Consider the following 15,982-nt stretch of genomic DNA (forward strand, 5'->3'; position numbering starts at 1 on the left):
CTGATGGCGAGTCGCACTTTGGCAGTGCTTCTCAAGCCAATCCTGCTGCTCTATGGTGCCGCCAGCCGAACGGAGGAAACCAATGAAGAACACGATTGCAAGGCTCGCCGGCGCGCTGCTCGCGCTGACGCTCACCACCGGTCTTGCCGCGGCGCAAAGCAAGGTGACCATCGCGATCGGAGGCGGCGCCTGCCTGTGCTATCTGCCCACGGTGCTGGCCAAGCAACTCGGCGAATACGAGAAGGCGGGCCTCAATGTCGAGCTCGTGGACCTCAAGGGCGGCTCGGACGCGCTGAAGGCCGTGCTCGGCGGCAGCGCCGACGTGGTCTCCGGCTATTTCGACCATTGCGTCAACCTCGCCGCCAAGAAGCAGGAGCTTCAAGCCTTCGTGGTCTATGACCGTTATCCCGGCCTCGTGCTGGTGGTCTCGCCGTCGCACACGAACGAAATCAAGTCGATCAAGGATCTCGCCGGCAAGAAGGTCGGCGTCAGCGCGCCCGGCTCCTCCACCGACTTCTTCCTCAAATATCTACTGAAAAAGAACGGGCTCGATCCCGCCGGCACCGCCGTGATCGGCGTCGGCCTCGGCGCCACCGCCGTGGCCGCGATGGAGCAGGGGCAGATTGACGCCGCCGTGATGCTCGATCCCTCCGTCACCGTTCTTCAGGGCAGCCACAAGGATCTGCGCATCCTCAGCGACACCCGCACCCAGAAGGACACGCTCGAGACGTTCGGCGGCGAATATCCGGGCGGCGCGCTGTACTCGACCGTGGCCTGGATCAACAAGCACGAGAAGGAAACGCAGGCACTCACCAACGCAATGCTCGCCACGATCGGCTGGATCCATTCGCATTCGCGCGAGGAGATCATGGCGAAGATGCCGGAGGAGATGGTCGGCAAGAACAAGGAGCTTTATCTCGCCGCGCTGAAGAACACGATCCCGATGTTCTCCGAAACCGGCAAGATGGACCCGAGGGGCGCGGACGCGGTGCTCGCGGTGTTCAGCGTCGGCTCGCCCGAGGTGGCCGCCGCCAAGATCGACGTCAGCAAGACCTTTACCAACAAATACGTCGATCAGGCCAAGAAGACCACTGGGAATGCCAAATAACTGACGCGAAGGCATTGTAATCAGCTGTCATGACGTCATTGGTCATTCATCGCGTCACGACGCTTGATCTTGCCGTGCGGCCGACCGTCTGGCCGTTCGCGGAGGAACGCCGCGCCGAGATCGCGGCGCATTTCGACGAGAAGCAGCGCGAGCGGCCGAAGATGTGGAACGGCCGCGTCCTGCTCGGGCGCGATGCCGTGTTCACGGACGGCCATCTCGCCGCGACCTATTTCGAGACGGATTTTGCGAGCTTCCTTGCCTGGCGCGACTGGGGCTTTCCCGACAAGGCCGTGTTCAACGGTTTTGGCATGGGCGCGCTGCGCGCCTCCGACGGCGCCTTCATCATGGGCGAGATGGCGCAGCACACCGCCAATGCAGGCCGCATCTATTTCCCCTCGGGCACGCCTGATCTGGACGACGTCAGTGACGGCGCGCTCGACATTCCCGGCAGTGTCATCCGTGAACTCGGGGAAGAGACCGGCTTGACCGCGGCCGACTACCGAACCCAGCCGGACTGGCACTGTGTCGTCACAGGTCCGTCGATTGCAATGATTCAAATTATCAACCTGGACATGCCGGGTGACGTGGCCCGGGCCCGGATCGAGGCCAATCTCGCCCGCGAAGCCGATCCGGAGTTGTCGGCCATTCATCTCGTGCGCGGGATGAGTGATCTCACGCCGACCATGCCGCGATTTGTCACGGCCTTTATCGAGCAGCAGTTCGCTTCGCGCTGAAGCGCGAGGCTTGACATTGCTGCGCCCAGCCCATGTGATGGGCCAAAAAGCAAAAGCAACAAGAATGCAATGCACAATCGTCCAGGGAGGTTTTGATGCGCCTGCGCATGGCTGCCCGCTTGGTACGTGGGCTGTTGGTCGCGATATCAGCGACGGGCTTGATGGCTTCGGCTCAGGCTCAAGAGAAGAAGATCAAGATCGGCGTTGTTTTCGACCTGACCGGGCCTCTCGCGGGCGGTGGATCTGAGCTCGGCTATATCGGCGCAAAAATTATTCTCGACCATTTCGCCGAGACCGGCGTCGAAGGCTACAAGATCGAGGCGGTCTACGCCGACGCGCAGAGCAAGCCCGACATCGCCATCAACGAATCCGTCCGCCTGCTTGAGCAGGAGAAGGTGGACATGGTCCTCGGCTTCTTCTCATCGGCGCAATGCGTGCCGGTCGCTGCCCGCGTCGAGCAGCTCAAGAAGTTCATGTGGATGACGACCTGCATCTCGTCGGCCGTGTTCAACGACAAGGGTTACAAATACGTGTTCCGCCCGCAGGCGAGCGGCGACCAGTTCGGCATGATGACGATGGATTTCATCGCGCAGAATGCCAAGGCGAAGTTCGACAAGGAGCCGAAGGACCTGCGCGTCGCCATCATCCACGAGGATGGCGCCTATGGCGTCGACGTCTCCAGGGGCAACGAGGCCGGCGCGAAGAAGGCGGGCTTCAACGTCGTGATGAAGGAAGGCTATTCGGCGACGGCGCCCGATCTCTCCGCGCTGGTGACCAAGCTGAAGCGTGCCAAGCCCGATGTCATTTTCCACACCGGCTACAACCCTGACATCACGCTGTTGCTGCGCCAGGCCCGCGAGCAGGGGCTGAAGTTCGGCGCGCTGATGGGCCATGGCGCCGGCTACGGCGTCTACGAGAAGCTGAAAGAGGGGATGGGGGTCGACGCCACCTACATCTTCAACACCGACCCGATCTCGATCTGGCTCGCCAACCAGAAGACCATGGATCCCAAGCTCCCGCCCGTCATCAAGATGGTCGGCGAGGAGTTCGACAAGATCAGGCCCGGCGTTGTCATCCGCTCGGCGCATGTCGGCATCGGCGCGTCCAACACTTACGTGTTCATGAGTGATGTGCTGCCGCGCGCGATCAAGAAGTATGGCGGCGTCGATCCCGACGCGCTGCGCAAGGCCGCGCTCGACACCGACATCCCCGAAGGCGGGACCATGCTGGGCTTCGGCGTCAAGTTCTACGGCGAGGGCACGCCGATGGCCGGGCAGAACGAGCGCTCGTTCCCGGTCGTGATCCAATACATCGACGACAAATCCTCTGTGGTGTGGCCCAAGAGTCAGGCGCAGCGCGAGGCCGTGCTGCCGCTGCCGAAGGGCACCACCTACAGCAACCAGTAGCGGCGGAGCAGGGCGGTGCTGGAAGTCAGCGGGCTGGTGAAGCGGTTTGGTAGCTTCACCGCCGTCAACAACGTGTCGTTTCGGGTCGATCAGGGCGAGATCCTCGGCCTGATCGGCCCCAACGGCTCGGGCAAGAGCACGATCTTCAACATGCTCTCCGGCACGCTGGCGCCGACATCCGGCTCGATCCTGTTCGGCGGCGCCGAGATCGCAGGGCTCGCGCCGCACCGGATCATCAACAGCGGCATCGGCCGCACCTTCCAGATTCCGCGGCCGTTCCGACGCCTGACAATCTTCGAGAATGTCGCACTGGCCGGCTTCTACGGCCAGGGCCGCCACAGTCGTGCCAGGGCGGAGGAGGCGGCCGAGCGGTCACTTGCGATGGTGGGCTTGCCGACCGATCGCCATGCCAGCGTCGATGGCCTGGGCGCAGCCGGCCTGAAGAAGCTCGAACTTGCGAAGGCGCTCGCGACCGCGCCAAAACTGCTGCTTGCGGACGAGAGCCTCGGCGGTCTCGACGAGACCGAGATGGACCAGGCGGCGGACATGCTGCGCAACATCCGCGACGAGCTCGGCATCACCATCATCTGGGTCGAGCACATCATGGGCGTGCTGATGCGCGTCGTCGACCGCGTGATGGTGCTCGATCACGGCGAGAAGATCTCGGAAGGCTTGCCGAGCGCGGTTGCCGGCGACCCGCGCGTCATCGAGGTCTATCTCGGCACCGATGCCGAGACCACGCAGGCCGCGGCGGCGGAAGCGCGCCGCCGCTCGGGAGGCTAGACGATGCTGGAGCTTCGTTCGGTCAGCGCAGGTTACGGCACGTTCCAGGCGCTGTTCGACGTCAATCTCGACGTCAAAGCGGGCGAGGCCGTCGGCGTCATCGGTCCGAACGGCGCCGGCAAGACCACGCTGATGCGCGTCATCTCCGGCCTGATCCGTCCCACGCGCGGGTCGATCAGGATGGAGGGCGTCGATGTCGTGGCGACGCCGCCGCACAAGATCGTCAGCCTCGGGATCGCGCATGTGCCGGAGAACCGGCGGCTGTTTCCGCAGCTCACGGTCGACGACAATCTCAAGATGGGCGCCTTTGTGAAGGAAGCGCGCGGCCACTATGCCGAGCGGCTGGATGTCGTGTTCGACCTGTTTCCGCGCCTGAAGGAACGCCGCCACCAGATGGCCGGCACCATGTCCGGCGGCGAGCAGCAGATGTGCGCGATCGGCCGCGCGCTGATGTCGAATCCAAAACTTCTGCTGCTCGACGAGCCGTCGGCAGGGTTGGCGCCGGTCGTGGTGCAGCAGGTGTTCGAGCTGGTGAAGCGGATCCGCGCCCGCGGCCTGACGGTGCTGATCGTCGAGCAGAACGTGCAGCAGGTGCTGAAAGTGGTTGATCGCGCCTATCTGATCGAGGCGGGCACGATCCGGGCATCCGGCACCTCGGCCGAGATGCTGGCGAGTGACACGGTCAAGGAAGCGTATCTCGGGGTATGAGGTTCATGCAGGCATGCAAGCTTTTTTGGGCATTTTCGACATCTATCTGCTGGAGGCCGTGATCAACGGCATCCTGCTCGGCGGCGTGCTGGCACTGCTCGCGCTCGGGCTCAACTTGATCTTTGGCGTCATCGACGTGACCTGGATCTGCTACGCAGAGCTGGTGATGATCGGCATGTACGCCATGTATTTCATCGTGCAGTATTACGGCCTCAGCTACTTCATCGCAGCGCCGTTCACCATTTTGCTCGTCGCGATCCTCGGCGCCGCGCTGCACTACCTCGTGATCGCGCCGCTGCTCACCGCGCCGCCGATCAACCAGCTGCTTGCGACAGGCGGGGTGCTGTTCGTGCTCCAGAGCTTTGCCACCGTCGCCTTCGGCATCGACTTCCGCAATCTCGGCATCCGCCTGCCGGTGCTCGCCTTCGGCGACATGAATTTCAGCTACGCGCGGCTGCTGTCCTTTCTGGCCGCGCTGGTCGGCATGGTCGCAGTGTACCTGTTCATGACCCGCACCTTCACCGGCACCGCGATCCGCGCCATCTCCCAGGATAGGCAGATCATGGCGCTGATGGGCGTCGACACGAAGAGAATGTATCTCATCACCTCCGCGCTCGGCGGCGCGCTGGCTGGGCTCGCCGCTTGCCTGCTGGTGCTGCAATATGACGTGCATCCCTTCGTCGGCCTCTCCTTCGGGCCGATCACCTTCCTGATCTGCGTGCTCGGGGGGCTCGGCAATTTCATCGGAGGCTTCATCGCCGCCTTCGTGTTCGCCGAGATCATCTCGCTCGGCGGCCTGTTCTCCGATCTCGAATGGGGTTACGTGCTCGCCTTCGCCTTCTTCATCGTCATGATGTTCATCCGGCCCGCGGGCCTGCTTGCGAGGCGCCGATGATGGGGCAGGGGCGGCTTGCGGCATGGGCGGTGGGGCTGGCGGCGCTGGTCGCGCTGCCCTTCGTCTATCGCGATCCCTATCATCTGCACATCCTGGTGCTGATCCTGATCTGGTCGTTCGCCTACACGTCCTGGTCGATGATGGGACGGTTCGGTCTGGTCTCGCTCGGCCATGGCGGCTTCATGGGGATCGGCGCCTATGTCACCGCGCTGCTCTGGAATCATCTGGGCTGGTCGCCCTGGATCGGCATTCCCATCAGCATGGTTGCGGCGGGTGCGCTGGCGCTGATCGTCGGCTATCCCTGCTTCCGCTTCCGCATCACCGGCCACTATTTCGTGCTGGTGACGCTGGCGCTGTCAGGAATCGTGCTCCAGGTCATCACGGCGACGCGCGACTATACCGGCGGCTCGCTCGGCTATACGCCGAATCGCGCCTCCGGCAACAAGCTGCTGGCGCTGCAATTCGACGACAAGACGACCTGGTATCTGATCGCGCTCGGGGTCTGGCTTTTCGGCATCGTGGTCTGGCACTGGGTCGACCGCAGCATGGCCCGCTACGCGCTCGAGGCGATCTCGGAGGACGAGGATGCCGCGGCCGCCGCCGGCGTCGATGTCACCGCGGAGAAGCTGAAAATTACGTTGCTCAGTGCCGTGATGACGGCGCTCGCCGGCGCAATCTACTGCCAGTACCAGATGTTCATCACCCCCGACACCGTCAGCGGCATCGCGGTGTCGCTCCAGATGGTGTTCGCGGCCATCGTCGGCGGCCTGTTCGTCTCGCTCGGCCCGACCTTTGGCGCTGTCATCACCATTCTGCTGGCGGAAACCCTGCGTATCGGCTTCGGCACCAAGGCGGTCGGCTGGGACAACCTCGTCTATGGCGTGCTGCTGGTCCTTTTCATCATATTCCTTCCCAAGGGCATCCTTGGTAGCCTGCTCGACCGATTGAAGCCGCAACGCAAGGTGCCCCGCGCTCATGAGCAAGAAGCCGTCCAAATCGCTCGCCCAGGAACTTGACAGCTACATCACGCCGTTCCGTTACGACGGATCGGGCAAGTTTCACCTCAAGGATTACAAGACCAACGAGAAGGGCGATCTCGACAAGGAGAAGGCGCAGGCGATTCTCGACGCCAACAAGAAGCGGATGATCGAGTTTCAGGAGAAGCTCTACGCCCAGGATCGCTGGTCGGTGCTGATCGTGCTCCAGGCCATGGACGCCGCCGGCAAGGATTCTGCGATCAAGGCGATCTTCGAGGGCATCAATCCGCAGGGCTGCGAGGTCCATGCTTTCAAGGCGCCGAGCACCAAGGAGCTCGATCACGATTTCCTCTGGCGCCACGCGATCGCGCTGCCCGAGCGCGGCCATATCGGCATCTTCAACCGCTCCCATTACGAGGAGTGCCTGGTCACGCGGGTGCATCCGGAGATTCTTGCCAAGCAGAAGCTGCCGCAAAGGCTCGTGACCAAGAACATCTGGAAGGAGCGGTTCGAGGACATCTCCGCCTTCGAGCGCCACCTCAGCCGCAACGGCACGGTGGTTCTGAAATTCTTCCTCAATCTATCCAAGGAGGAGCAGCGCGAGCGCTTCCTTGAGCGGCTCGAGGAACCGGCCAAGCAGTGGAAGTTCTCGATGGACGACATCAAGGAGCGCGCGCTGTGGCCGCGCTACCAGGCGGTCTATCAGGACATCGTCCGGCATACGGCAACGTCGCACGCGCCCTGGTATGTCGTGCCGGCCGACCACAAATGGTTCGCGCGCGTCGTGATCGGCTCGGCGATCGTCGCGGCGCTCGAAAAGCTGGACCTGCGCTTCCCCCGCGCCGACAAGGCCTCGCTTGGCGAATTCGACGAGGTGCGCAAGGCGCTGGAGCGCGAGGGGAAGGGAGGCAGGAAGCCCGCAAAGTGACCGCCCGTGAGACCAGCAACCAGAAGAACGTCAACTTCGCGCTTCAGGGCGGCGGCGCGCACGGCGCCTTCGTCTGGGGCGTGCTGGACCACGTGCTCGAGGACGGCAGGCTCGCCATCGAGGCGATCAGCGCTACAAGCGCGGGCGCGATGAATGCGGTGGTGCTGGCCTCAGGCATGGCCATCGGCGGAGCCGAGGGGGCGCGGCAGAACCTGCATGCGTTCTGGTACGAGGTCTCGCGGATGGATCAGGTCTATGACCTGTTCTCGCCACTCAACCAGTTGATCCAGGCCCTCAAGCTGCCGCCGGAATATCACCCTGTCCATGCTTTCATCCACACGCTGACGCACACGGTGCCGCCGAACCTGCTCAACCCCCTCCACTTCAATCCGCTCCGGTCGTTGCTGCTACGCGTGGTCGATTTCGATCGGCTCAATTCATCGCCGGACGCACCGCAGCTATTTCTCAACGCCACGAATGTCCGTACCGGCAAGATCAAGGTGTTCCAGACGCCGCTGCTCAGCGCGGAGACCGTGCTCGCCTCGGCCTGTCTGCCGCCATATTTCCAGGCGGTCGAGATCGACGGCGAGCATTATTGGGATGGCGGCTATCTCGGAAATCCCGCGATCTTTCCGCTGATCTATCGAAAAGGTAGCCAAGACGTCATCATCGTGCAGGTGACCGCGATCCGGCGTGACGAACTGCCGGCGAGCGCCGCCGACGTTCTCCATCGCATCAACGAGATCAGCTTCAATTCGTCACTGATGCGTGAGATGCGCGCGATTGCCTTCGCGACCCGGCTGATCGATAATGGCGAGCTCGATAGCAACACGCACAGCCGCATGTTCATGCACTGGATTGGAAACGACCAATTGATGTCGCAGCTCGGAACGGCCACGCAGTTCCATCCCGAATGGAGCCTCTTGTGCCGCCTGCGTGACGAGGGGCGCGAGGCCGCGCGAATCTGGCTGACGCAAAACTTTGACTGTATCGGCAGCTCGTCGACGGTTGATTTGACTGAAATGTTTCTCTGATTTCGAGGTTGTCGTGTACAAGCCTGCTGTCGTCGTTTCCCTGTTCGCCGCGCTCTTGATCGCCGGTTCCGCGCGCGCCCAGACCTATGGGGGCGATGCGCCGGTCTGCCTGCACGTCTTCGGCGAGTTGGAGGGCGAGCGGATGGACTGCATTTTCTCCTCGTTCGCCCAGTGCCAGGCAAGCGCGCAGGGGCGTCCGGCGACATGTCTGACGAATCCGTATTTCGCGCAGGCGCCGTCGGCGAGGACAGGGCGGCGCGTTCGCTAGCGGCGATCCCTAGGGTGGGCAAAGCAAAGCGTGCCCACCAATCTTCATCCGGCCAGAGGTGGTGAGCACGGCGCAAGAGCGCCTTTGCCCACCCTACGATCTCAGCGCGAGCGAAGCTCGTCGCGTCTGAGCAAGCCGACCCTCAATACCCGCGGCCCCACCAGTAGCAGAAGCGCTCGATATTGGCGGGAAGGGCGGTCTCGTAATTCGCCCATTTCTCGTATTTCGGCAGCTTCACTTCCTTCATCGCGGTGTCGAAGCATTTGCCGGCATCGGCGGCCTTCTTCACCTCTGCGGACAGATCTTCCATGTAGGCGATGTCGTCCTCGACGTCCTTCTTGGTGCCGAAGCGCCCGCCGGCATAGGGATGGCCGGGGATCATCCGCTCCCAGTCGAGCGATGCCAGCTTCTTCAGCGAGGCGATATACTCGACCGGCGAGGCGTTGTCGGGAATGTTGCGGAACTGCACGGACTCGATCGGCGCGAAGTCGACGACGAAGACGATCTTCTCCTTCGGCAACCGCATCACCAGCGAATTGTCGGAGTGGTTGCGGCCGACATAGTTCAGCTCCAGCGTGGTGCCGCCGAGCGTGATGCTCTTCTTGTCGTCGATCACCTGGTCCGGCATCACGACATCGGCGAGCAGCGAATTCTGCTTCTTCAGCTCGAGCAGGCGCTCCTTGGTCCGCCGGTGCGCAATGAAGGTGGCACCGAGATCCTTGAAGGGCTGGCCGCCGGCGATGTGGTCGTAATGGTGGTGGCTGTAGATGACGTATTTGATCGGCTTGTCAGTGACGGCCTTGATGGCGTCGATATAGGGCTTTGCCGGACGCAAATACGAGATCGGGTCGGTCGCAATCACGCCCTGCGGCGTCACGATGAACATCGACTGATGACCGCCATAGCGGAAGACGTAGACGTTCTCGGTGCCGTCGACCTTCTTGGTTGAGGTCTGCGGCGGGGTCTGCGCGAAGGCTGATCCAGTCAGGAGGGCCGCGACAGCGGCGATGCAAAGTAATGCTTTCATGTCTTGCTTTCTGGAAATGGATGGAATGCGGAAGGCGGATAGACTCTCTGACACAAACGCGGCAGGAGGGAATTTATTCCCTGATCCATTGCGACCAATCTGTCGCGATGGGAGGGAACACGTCCTCAAATGTGATACCGGCGCCATTGATCCTGCTTGACAGTTTTATGTCACGGGAGGAGCATGGTTTCGGTCGCAAACAAGCGACGCGTTGTCCACCTCAAGAGCAAGGGGAGGTCTATGACACCACCTCCGCAGATCCAGCCGCGTTAAGTGCGATGGAGTTCGTTCGGACTATCGCATAGCGGCAGAAACCGCGAACGGCACGCCGGGTAAAGGTTTAGCGGGCTGCATCAGTGAGGCAAAGCCCCTACCTACCCGGCGCTGTATTTTGCATCACACCGATCGTGTCGGATGGCCGTGATGCGGCCGCTATGACAGGCGCTTTGACATCCTGCTTTCTCCTCCTCCTCGCCGTCATTCCGGGCCGACTCCCGGAATGACGGGAGGAATTTGTTGTGCGCATCGCACTCGATTGATGTCCGGCCGCGCGGAGCCGACGGTTCCCGTTCCTGCATTGCGGCAAATGCCAAGAGAATGTCGCCTCGTTGGCCAACTTCCGACACAGCGCCGGGGCGAATAGCGTCGATACGACATGACGCAGTGCTTCGGCGGCGACAGTCCCGACTCCGCCGGCGCATGCGCTTTTCCAGGGAATCCTCGTGTCGCACAAGCTTGCCCCGGCGTTCCTCGCCGCTCTCTTCATCGCGATCTCATCTCTTTCCACCGTTCGCGCCGAGCCGCCGGCCGCCAATAGGGCCGCCGCACTGTCGCCGGAGGAAGCCAAGCGGGCGCTGGAGACGCTCCAGGACGACAAAAAACGTGCGCAGATGATCGATACGCTGCGCGTGATCGCGAATGTGCCCGGTCAGCAGCAGCCCGTGCCCGCCGCGCCCGAGCAGAAATCGCCGATCCCGCTCTCGGCCGACGGCCTTGGCGCACAGCTCCTGCTCACGGTGTCGGAAGAGATCGGCGAGATCTCGCGCGAAATCGCCGACGTGGCGCGGACGCTGACGCATTTCCCCGCCTTCTATTACTGGATCGTACGGACCGCCAACGATCCCGTTGCCTACAACCTCCTGATCGAGATCGCGTGGAAGCTCGCGCTGGTGCTCGGCTGCGCCATTGCGGCGGAGTGGGTGATCTTCCGCGCGATCCGGCGGCCCGTTGCCTTCCTGGAAGGACGCGTCCCGCAAACCGCGCGCCTGCCGGCGCAGGTGCTGCCCATCGCCGATCCGCCGTCATCGGTCGCCGATGTCACGCCCGCGCCCGAACTGCACAAGCGCCGCCATAGTCTCGCACGTGTCTGGCAATTGCTGCTGCGGCTGCCCTTCGTGCTCGGGCGTCTCCTGCTCGAACTGCTCCCCGTGTTCGTCTTCATCGGCGTCGCAACCGCACTGCTCGGCACGGAGATCGGCGATCCCGCAACCGTTCGCCTCGTGATCCTCGCCGTCGTCAATGCCTACGCCTTCTCGCGCGGGCTCATCTGTGTCGTTCGCGCGCTGGCGGGGCCGTTTGGCCTCGTTCCGGTTCGGGCAGAAACTGCGGCCTATATCGAGATCTGGGCGCGGCGCATCGTCGGCGTCGGCGTCTCCGGCATCGCCTTCGCCAATGTGGCGCTGCTGCTCGGCCTGCATCGTGCCGGCTATGCCGCGCTGCTGCGCATGGTGTTGCTGGTCGTGCATCTCTTCGTCGTCGTCATCATCCTGCAATGCCGCCGCCAGGTCGCCGAAGCCATCCGCGCGCCGGCGGAGCGGCAGGGGATCGCGGCGCGCCTGCGCAACCGCATTGCCGGCGGCTGGCACTATCTCGCCATCGCGCTCGACCTCGCGCTGTGGGCGGTCTGGGCGCTCAACATCCGCAATGGCTATTCGCTGCTGCTGCAATATTTCGTCGGCACCGTCGTGGTGGCGCTGATCACGCGCGTCGCCATCATGGTGACGCTGAGCCTGATCGACCGCGGCTTCCGCATCAAGCCGGAGATCCTCCAGCGCTTTCCGGGCCTCGAGATCCGCGCCAACCGCTATCTGCCGCTGCTGCGCAAGATCGTATCCAGCGTGATCGCGTTCATCGGCTTCGTGGCCGTGCTCGAAGTCTGGGGCGTCGACGCCATCGTCTGGTTCTATGGGGGCCAGATCGGCGGCCGGCTGATTTCGGCGGTGGCGACCATCGGCATCGCCGTGCTCATTGCTGCCGCCATCTGGGAAGCCAGCAACGCGCTGCTGGATCGCCAGATCAATACGCTGTCACGCGACGGGCACTACGCCCGCGCGGCGCGCCTGCGCACGTTCCAGCCGATGCTGCGGACCGCGCTGCTCTGCCTGATCGCCACCGTCGTCGGCCTCACCGCGCTGAGCGAGATCGGCGTCAACGTCGCGCCGCTGCTGGCCGGCGCCGGCATCGTCGGCATCGCCATCGGCTTCGGCTCGCAAAAGCTGGTGCAGGATCTCATCACCGGCCTGTTCCTGCTGCTGGAGAACACAGTCCAGGTCGGCGATAACGTCAGCGTCTCCGGGCTGTCCGGCGTGGTCGAGAACGTGTCGATCCGCACCATTCGTCTGCGCGCCGGCGACGGCGCCGTGCACATCGTGCCGTTCAGCGCGGTGACGACCATCACCAATGCCAGCCGCGGCGCCGGCAATGCGTCCGTCAGCGTCAATGTCGCCTACAAGGAAGACACTGACCGCGCCGGCCAGATCCTCAAGGACATCGTCGAGGAGATGCGCCGCGAGCCGGAGTTTCGCGCGGCAATTCGCGGCGACCTCGAACTGTGGGGCATCGACAAGGTCGATGGTGCCATGGTGTCGATCGTCGGCCAGATCCGCTGCACGGAGGCCGGCCGCTGGCCGGTCCAGCGCGAATTCAACCGCCGCATGAAGCTGCGCTTCCAGCAGAACGGCATCGAGGTCGCATCCCCGGTCCAGACCATCCTGATGCAGATCGCGCCGCCGGCTGATGGCGCCGCCAATCTGGCCCCGCGGCGGGCGGCTGGTTAGCGCGCGGCATAATTTCCAGCTTGCCTCTGCCCGCCCGGCAGCGTTCACTCCGGCCCCAGCCCGCTGACAACATGCGGGCGATGAAAAAGGGTGGATGGAATGCAGGGGCTGTGGGCCGGACTACGTGGTCATGTGATCGTCATTTGCGCATTGATCGGATCCGCGGCGTGGGCCGTACCGGCGGGCGCCCAGCCGTTCCCGTCGCGCCCCATCACCCTCGTGGTGCCGTTCGCGGCGGGCGGCCCGACCGACACGCTGGCGCGGATCCTGTCCGAGCGGATCGCCGCTCAGCTGCACGCGACCGTCGTGGTCGAGAACGTGGCCGGTGCCTCCGGCAGCATTGCGGGCGCCCGCGTCGCGCGCGCGACGCCTGACGGCACGACGATCACGATCGGCCATTGGGGCACGCATGTGCTGAACGGCGCGATCTTCAAGCTGCCTTATGATGTGATCGCCGATTTCGAGCCGGTCGCGACGATCGCGATGGGAACGCAGCTGATCGTCGGCCGGAAGTCGCTCGAGGCCAACAATCTGAAAGAGATGATTGCGTGGCTGAAGGCGAGCCCCGGCAAGGCGACTGCTGGCACGGCTGGTGCCGGCACGGGCGCGCACGTCGCAGGCGTCTTCTTCAAGGAGAAGACCGGCGCCGATTTCCAGTTCGTGCCTTATCGCGGCGCCGGACCCGCCATGATCGATCTCGTTGCAGGCCAGATCGACATCATGTTCGGCCAGGCCTCGAACTCGCTGCCGCAATACAAGAACGGCGCGATCAAGGCGTTCGCAGTGACGTCGCCGACGCGGCTCGCGTCCGCGCCTGATATCCCGACCGTCGACGAGGCGGGCCTGCCCGGTCTCTACATCTCCTACTGGCACGGCATCTGGGCACCGAAGAACACGCCGAAGGAGATCGTCACAAAGCTCAACGCGGCCTTCGTCGCGGTGCTTGCCGATCCCGTTGTCAAGCAGCGTTTCGCCGAATTGGGGCAGGAGATTCCGCCTGCCGACCAGCAATCGCCTTCGGCGCTCGGCGCATTCCAGAAGGCGGAGACCGAGAAATGGTGGCCGATCGTGAAGGCCGCCGACATCAAGCCCGAGTAGTCCAGCTGCGTTAACCTCTTCTCGCGCGCAAATGCCGGCTTTTCGCGAAATCTCGCTGCGGTGCGAGATCACAATCGAGCCTTGAGTCTCTACGTCCTTGATCTCAGGTGAGCGCTGGCCGACAATGCTTGCCCTTCAATAAGAAACTCCCTGGGGGAATTCGTGAATAGACCTGCTCGGGTCAGCGCCCATTCGACATCATCCGACACCGCTCACGGCATGACGCTGCTGCGCGATCCCTTGCTCAACAAGGGCACCGCCTTCACGGAAGCGGAGCGCGATGCGCTCGGCCTGCGCGGCCTGCTGCCGCCTTGCGTGCTGACGATGGAGACGCAGGTCGAGCGCGTGCTCACCAATCTGCGCACGCTGCCGACGGATCTGGAGAAATACGTCGCGCTGAATGCTCTGCATGATCGCAACGAAGCGCTGTTCTTCCGCGTCGTCGTCGACAATATCGACGAGATCCAGCCGATCATCTACACCCCGACGGTCGGGCTTGCCTGCCAGAAATACGGCCTGATCTTCCAGCGGCCGCGCGGCATGTTCATCTCATCGCGCGATCGCGGCCAGATCGCCGAGATACTCGAGAACTGGCCCTATCCGGCCAAGCTGATCGTCGTGACCGATGGCGAACGCATCCTCGGGCTGGGCGATCTCGGCGCCAATGGCATGGGCATCCCGGTCGGAAAGCTCTCGCTCTATTCCGCCTGCGCCGGCGTGCATCCCGAGCATTGCCTGCCGATCGTGCTCGACGTCGGCACCAACAACGAAGAGCTCTTGAACGATCCCTATTATCTCGGCCTGCGCGAGCGGCGGCTCACCGGCGAGGCCTATGACAGCTTCGTTGACGAGTTCATGCAGGCTGCGCGAATGACGTTTCCGGGCGTGCTGATCCAGTTCGAGGATTTCGCCAATCACTCGGCGTTCAAGCTGCTGCACAAATATCGGGACGAGGCCTGCGTCTTCAACGACGACATCCAGGGCACCGCGGCCGTAGCGCTCGCCGGCCTGTTCTCGGCGCTGCGCGTCAATGGCGGCAAGCTCAGGGATCAGCGCATTCTGTTCCTCGGTGCGGGTGAGGCCGCAACCGGCATCGCCGATCTCGTCGTCTCCGCCATGATGGCGGAGGGGATTTCCGAGGCGGAAGCTCTCCGGCGCAAACTGGCTGGTGGATTCCCGCGGCCTCGTCGTCGGCGGCCGTGACGGCCTCTCTGGCCATAAGCTGCGCTATGCCCATGCCGGCCAGGCGCCGATCGCCGATTTCCTCACCGCGATCAAGACGCTGAAGCCGACGGCGATCATCGGTGTCGCCGCGGTCGGCGGCGCCTTCACGCCCGAGGTGCTCAAGGCGATGGCCGCGCTCAACGAGCAGCCGATCGTGTTCGCGCTCTCCAACCCGACCTCGAAGGCCGAATGCTCGGCCGAGGATGCCTACCGCTATACCGAGGGCCGCGCACTGTTCGCCTGCGGCAGTCCCTATGATCCGGTGAAGCTCAACGGCCGCACCTTCGTGCCGCGCCAGGGCAACAACTCCTACATCTTCCCCGGCGTCGGCCTCGGCGTCATCGCCAGCCGCTCGCGCCTGGTGACGGACGAGATGTTCATGGCGGCCGCCCATACGCTCGCCGATTGCGTCGGCAAGGAGGACCTCGCGCAGGGCAGCCTCTATCCGGCACTCCCTCGCATTCGCGAGGTTTCGGCCCGCATCGCCGTTGCGGTGGCAGACGTCGCCTACCAGCGCGGTCTCGCCGACGGACCCGCACCCAACGACGTGAAGGGCCTGATCCAGTCCCAGATGTACGAGCCGCAGTACTGACGCTCACAATTTCAGCCGAACGTGTGGAGGCAGCCCCTCACCCCAACCCTCTCCCCGTAAGAACGGGGCGAGGGAGCGCGACGGTGGCGCGTCCCTTACATCGATAGCAGCCAGATCGTTCGCGGTGACGCTTCTTAACCTCTC

General features: G+C 63.6%; 13 protein-coding genes and 1 pseudogene. 13 read left to right on the forward strand and 1 reads right to left on the reverse strand.

Features of this window, described 5'->3' with window-relative positions:
* Positions 1-82 precede the first annotated feature (82 nt).
* The 10 genes from HAP41_RS12635 to HAP41_RS12680 all read left to right on the forward strand — a co-directional run bounded on the left by HAP41_RS12635 (position 83) and on the right by HAP41_RS12680 (position 8,841).
* Positions 83-1,108, forward strand: coding sequence for an ABC transporter substrate-binding protein (locus HAP41_RS12635; protein ID WP_166101590.1), 1,026 nt, complete (start codon positions 83-85; stop codon positions 1,106-1,108).
* Positions 1,109-1,137: 29 nt separating this feature from the next.
* Entirely contained in the window at positions 1,138-1,842 is a 705-nt protein-coding gene (locus HAP41_RS12640; RefSeq protein WP_166101585.1) for an NUDIX hydrolase, read from the forward strand.
* 95 nt (positions 1,843-1,937) lie between these two features.
* On the forward strand, positions 1,938-3,248 hold the full coding sequence (locus HAP41_RS12645; RefSeq protein ID WP_166101580.1) for an ABC transporter substrate-binding protein: 1,311 nt from the start codon (positions 1,938-1,940) through the stop codon (positions 3,246-3,248).
* Positions 3,249-3,263: 15 nt separating this feature from the next.
* On the forward strand, positions 3,264-4,031 hold the full coding sequence (locus tag HAP41_RS12650; protein WP_166101577.1) for an ABC transporter ATP-binding protein: 768 nt from the start codon (positions 3,264-3,266) through the stop codon (positions 4,029-4,031).
* Positions 4,032-4,034: 3 nt separating this feature from the next.
* Positions 4,035-4,739: an ABC transporter ATP-binding protein gene (locus HAP41_RS12655; RefSeq protein ID WP_166101574.1), complete on the forward strand. Its 705-nt coding sequence runs from the start codon at positions 4,035-4,037 to the stop codon at positions 4,737-4,739.
* Between the two features lie 13 nt (positions 4,740-4,752).
* Positions 4,753-5,634 (forward strand): branched-chain amino acid ABC transporter permease, encoded by an 882-nt coding sequence (locus HAP41_RS12660; RefSeq protein ID WP_063981643.1) that lies wholly within the window; start codon positions 4,753-4,755, stop codon positions 5,632-5,634.
* Positions 5,631-6,650 carry a branched-chain amino acid ABC transporter permease gene (locus HAP41_RS12665; RefSeq protein ID WP_135214126.1) on the forward strand — a complete coding sequence of 340 codons (1,020 nt, stop codon included), beginning with the start codon at positions 5,631-5,633 and terminating at the stop codon, positions 6,648-6,650. Before HAP41_RS12660 ends, HAP41_RS12665 begins: the two co-directional genes overlap by 4 nt.
* Complete coding sequence (locus HAP41_RS12670; RefSeq protein WP_166101568.1) at positions 6,610-7,539, forward strand: polyphosphate kinase 2 family protein; 930 nt, start codon at positions 6,610-6,612, stop codon at positions 7,537-7,539. The genes HAP41_RS12665 and HAP41_RS12670 overlap by 41 nt, the downstream gene beginning before the upstream one ends.
* Positions 7,536-8,573, forward strand: coding sequence for a patatin-like phospholipase family protein (locus HAP41_RS12675; RefSeq protein ID WP_166101565.1), 1,038 nt, complete (start codon positions 7,536-7,538; stop codon positions 8,571-8,573). The genes HAP41_RS12670 and HAP41_RS12675 overlap by 4 nt, the downstream gene beginning before the upstream one ends.
* Positions 8,574-8,586: 13 nt before the next feature.
* Positions 8,587-8,841, forward strand: coding sequence for a DUF3551 domain-containing protein (locus HAP41_RS12680; protein ID WP_071910559.1), 255 nt, complete (start codon positions 8,587-8,589; stop codon positions 8,839-8,841).
* 142 nt (positions 8,842-8,983) lie between these two features.
* Here the strand turns inward: HAP41_RS12680 and HAP41_RS12685 are convergent, their stop codons facing one another.
* Positions 8,984-9,868: an MBL fold metallo-hydrolase gene (locus HAP41_RS12685; RefSeq protein WP_063981648.1), complete on the reverse strand. Its 885-nt coding sequence runs from the start codon at positions 9,866-9,868 to the stop codon at positions 8,984-8,986.
* Between the two features lie 722 nt (positions 9,869-10,590).
* Here HAP41_RS12685 and HAP41_RS12690 point away from each other — a divergent pair.
* The 3 genes and pseudogenes from HAP41_RS12690 to HAP41_RS12700 all read left to right on the forward strand — a co-directional run bounded on the left by HAP41_RS12690 (position 10,591) and on the right by HAP41_RS12700 (position 15,838).
* Positions 10,591-12,924 (forward strand): mechanosensitive ion channel domain-containing protein, encoded by a 2,334-nt coding sequence (locus HAP41_RS12690; RefSeq protein ID WP_166101560.1) that lies wholly within the window; start codon positions 10,591-10,593, stop codon positions 12,922-12,924.
* Between the two features lie 99 nt (positions 12,925-13,023).
* The gene (locus HAP41_RS12695) at positions 13,024-14,022 is read left to right on the forward strand and encodes a Bug family tripartite tricarboxylate transporter substrate binding protein (protein WP_166101556.1); all 999 of its coding nucleotides are present in this window, start codon (positions 13,024-13,026) and stop codon (positions 14,020-14,022) included.
* 219 nt (positions 14,023-14,241) lie between these two features.
* A pseudogene (locus HAP41_RS12700) lies at positions 14,242-15,838 on the forward strand (NAD-dependent malic enzyme).
* Positions 15,839-15,982 lie beyond the last annotated feature (144 nt).

This window comes from Bradyrhizobium barranii subsp. apii, assembly GCF_011516635.5.
Classification (GTDB): Bacteria; Pseudomonadota; Alphaproteobacteria; order Rhizobiales; family Xanthobacteraceae; genus Bradyrhizobium; species Bradyrhizobium barranii.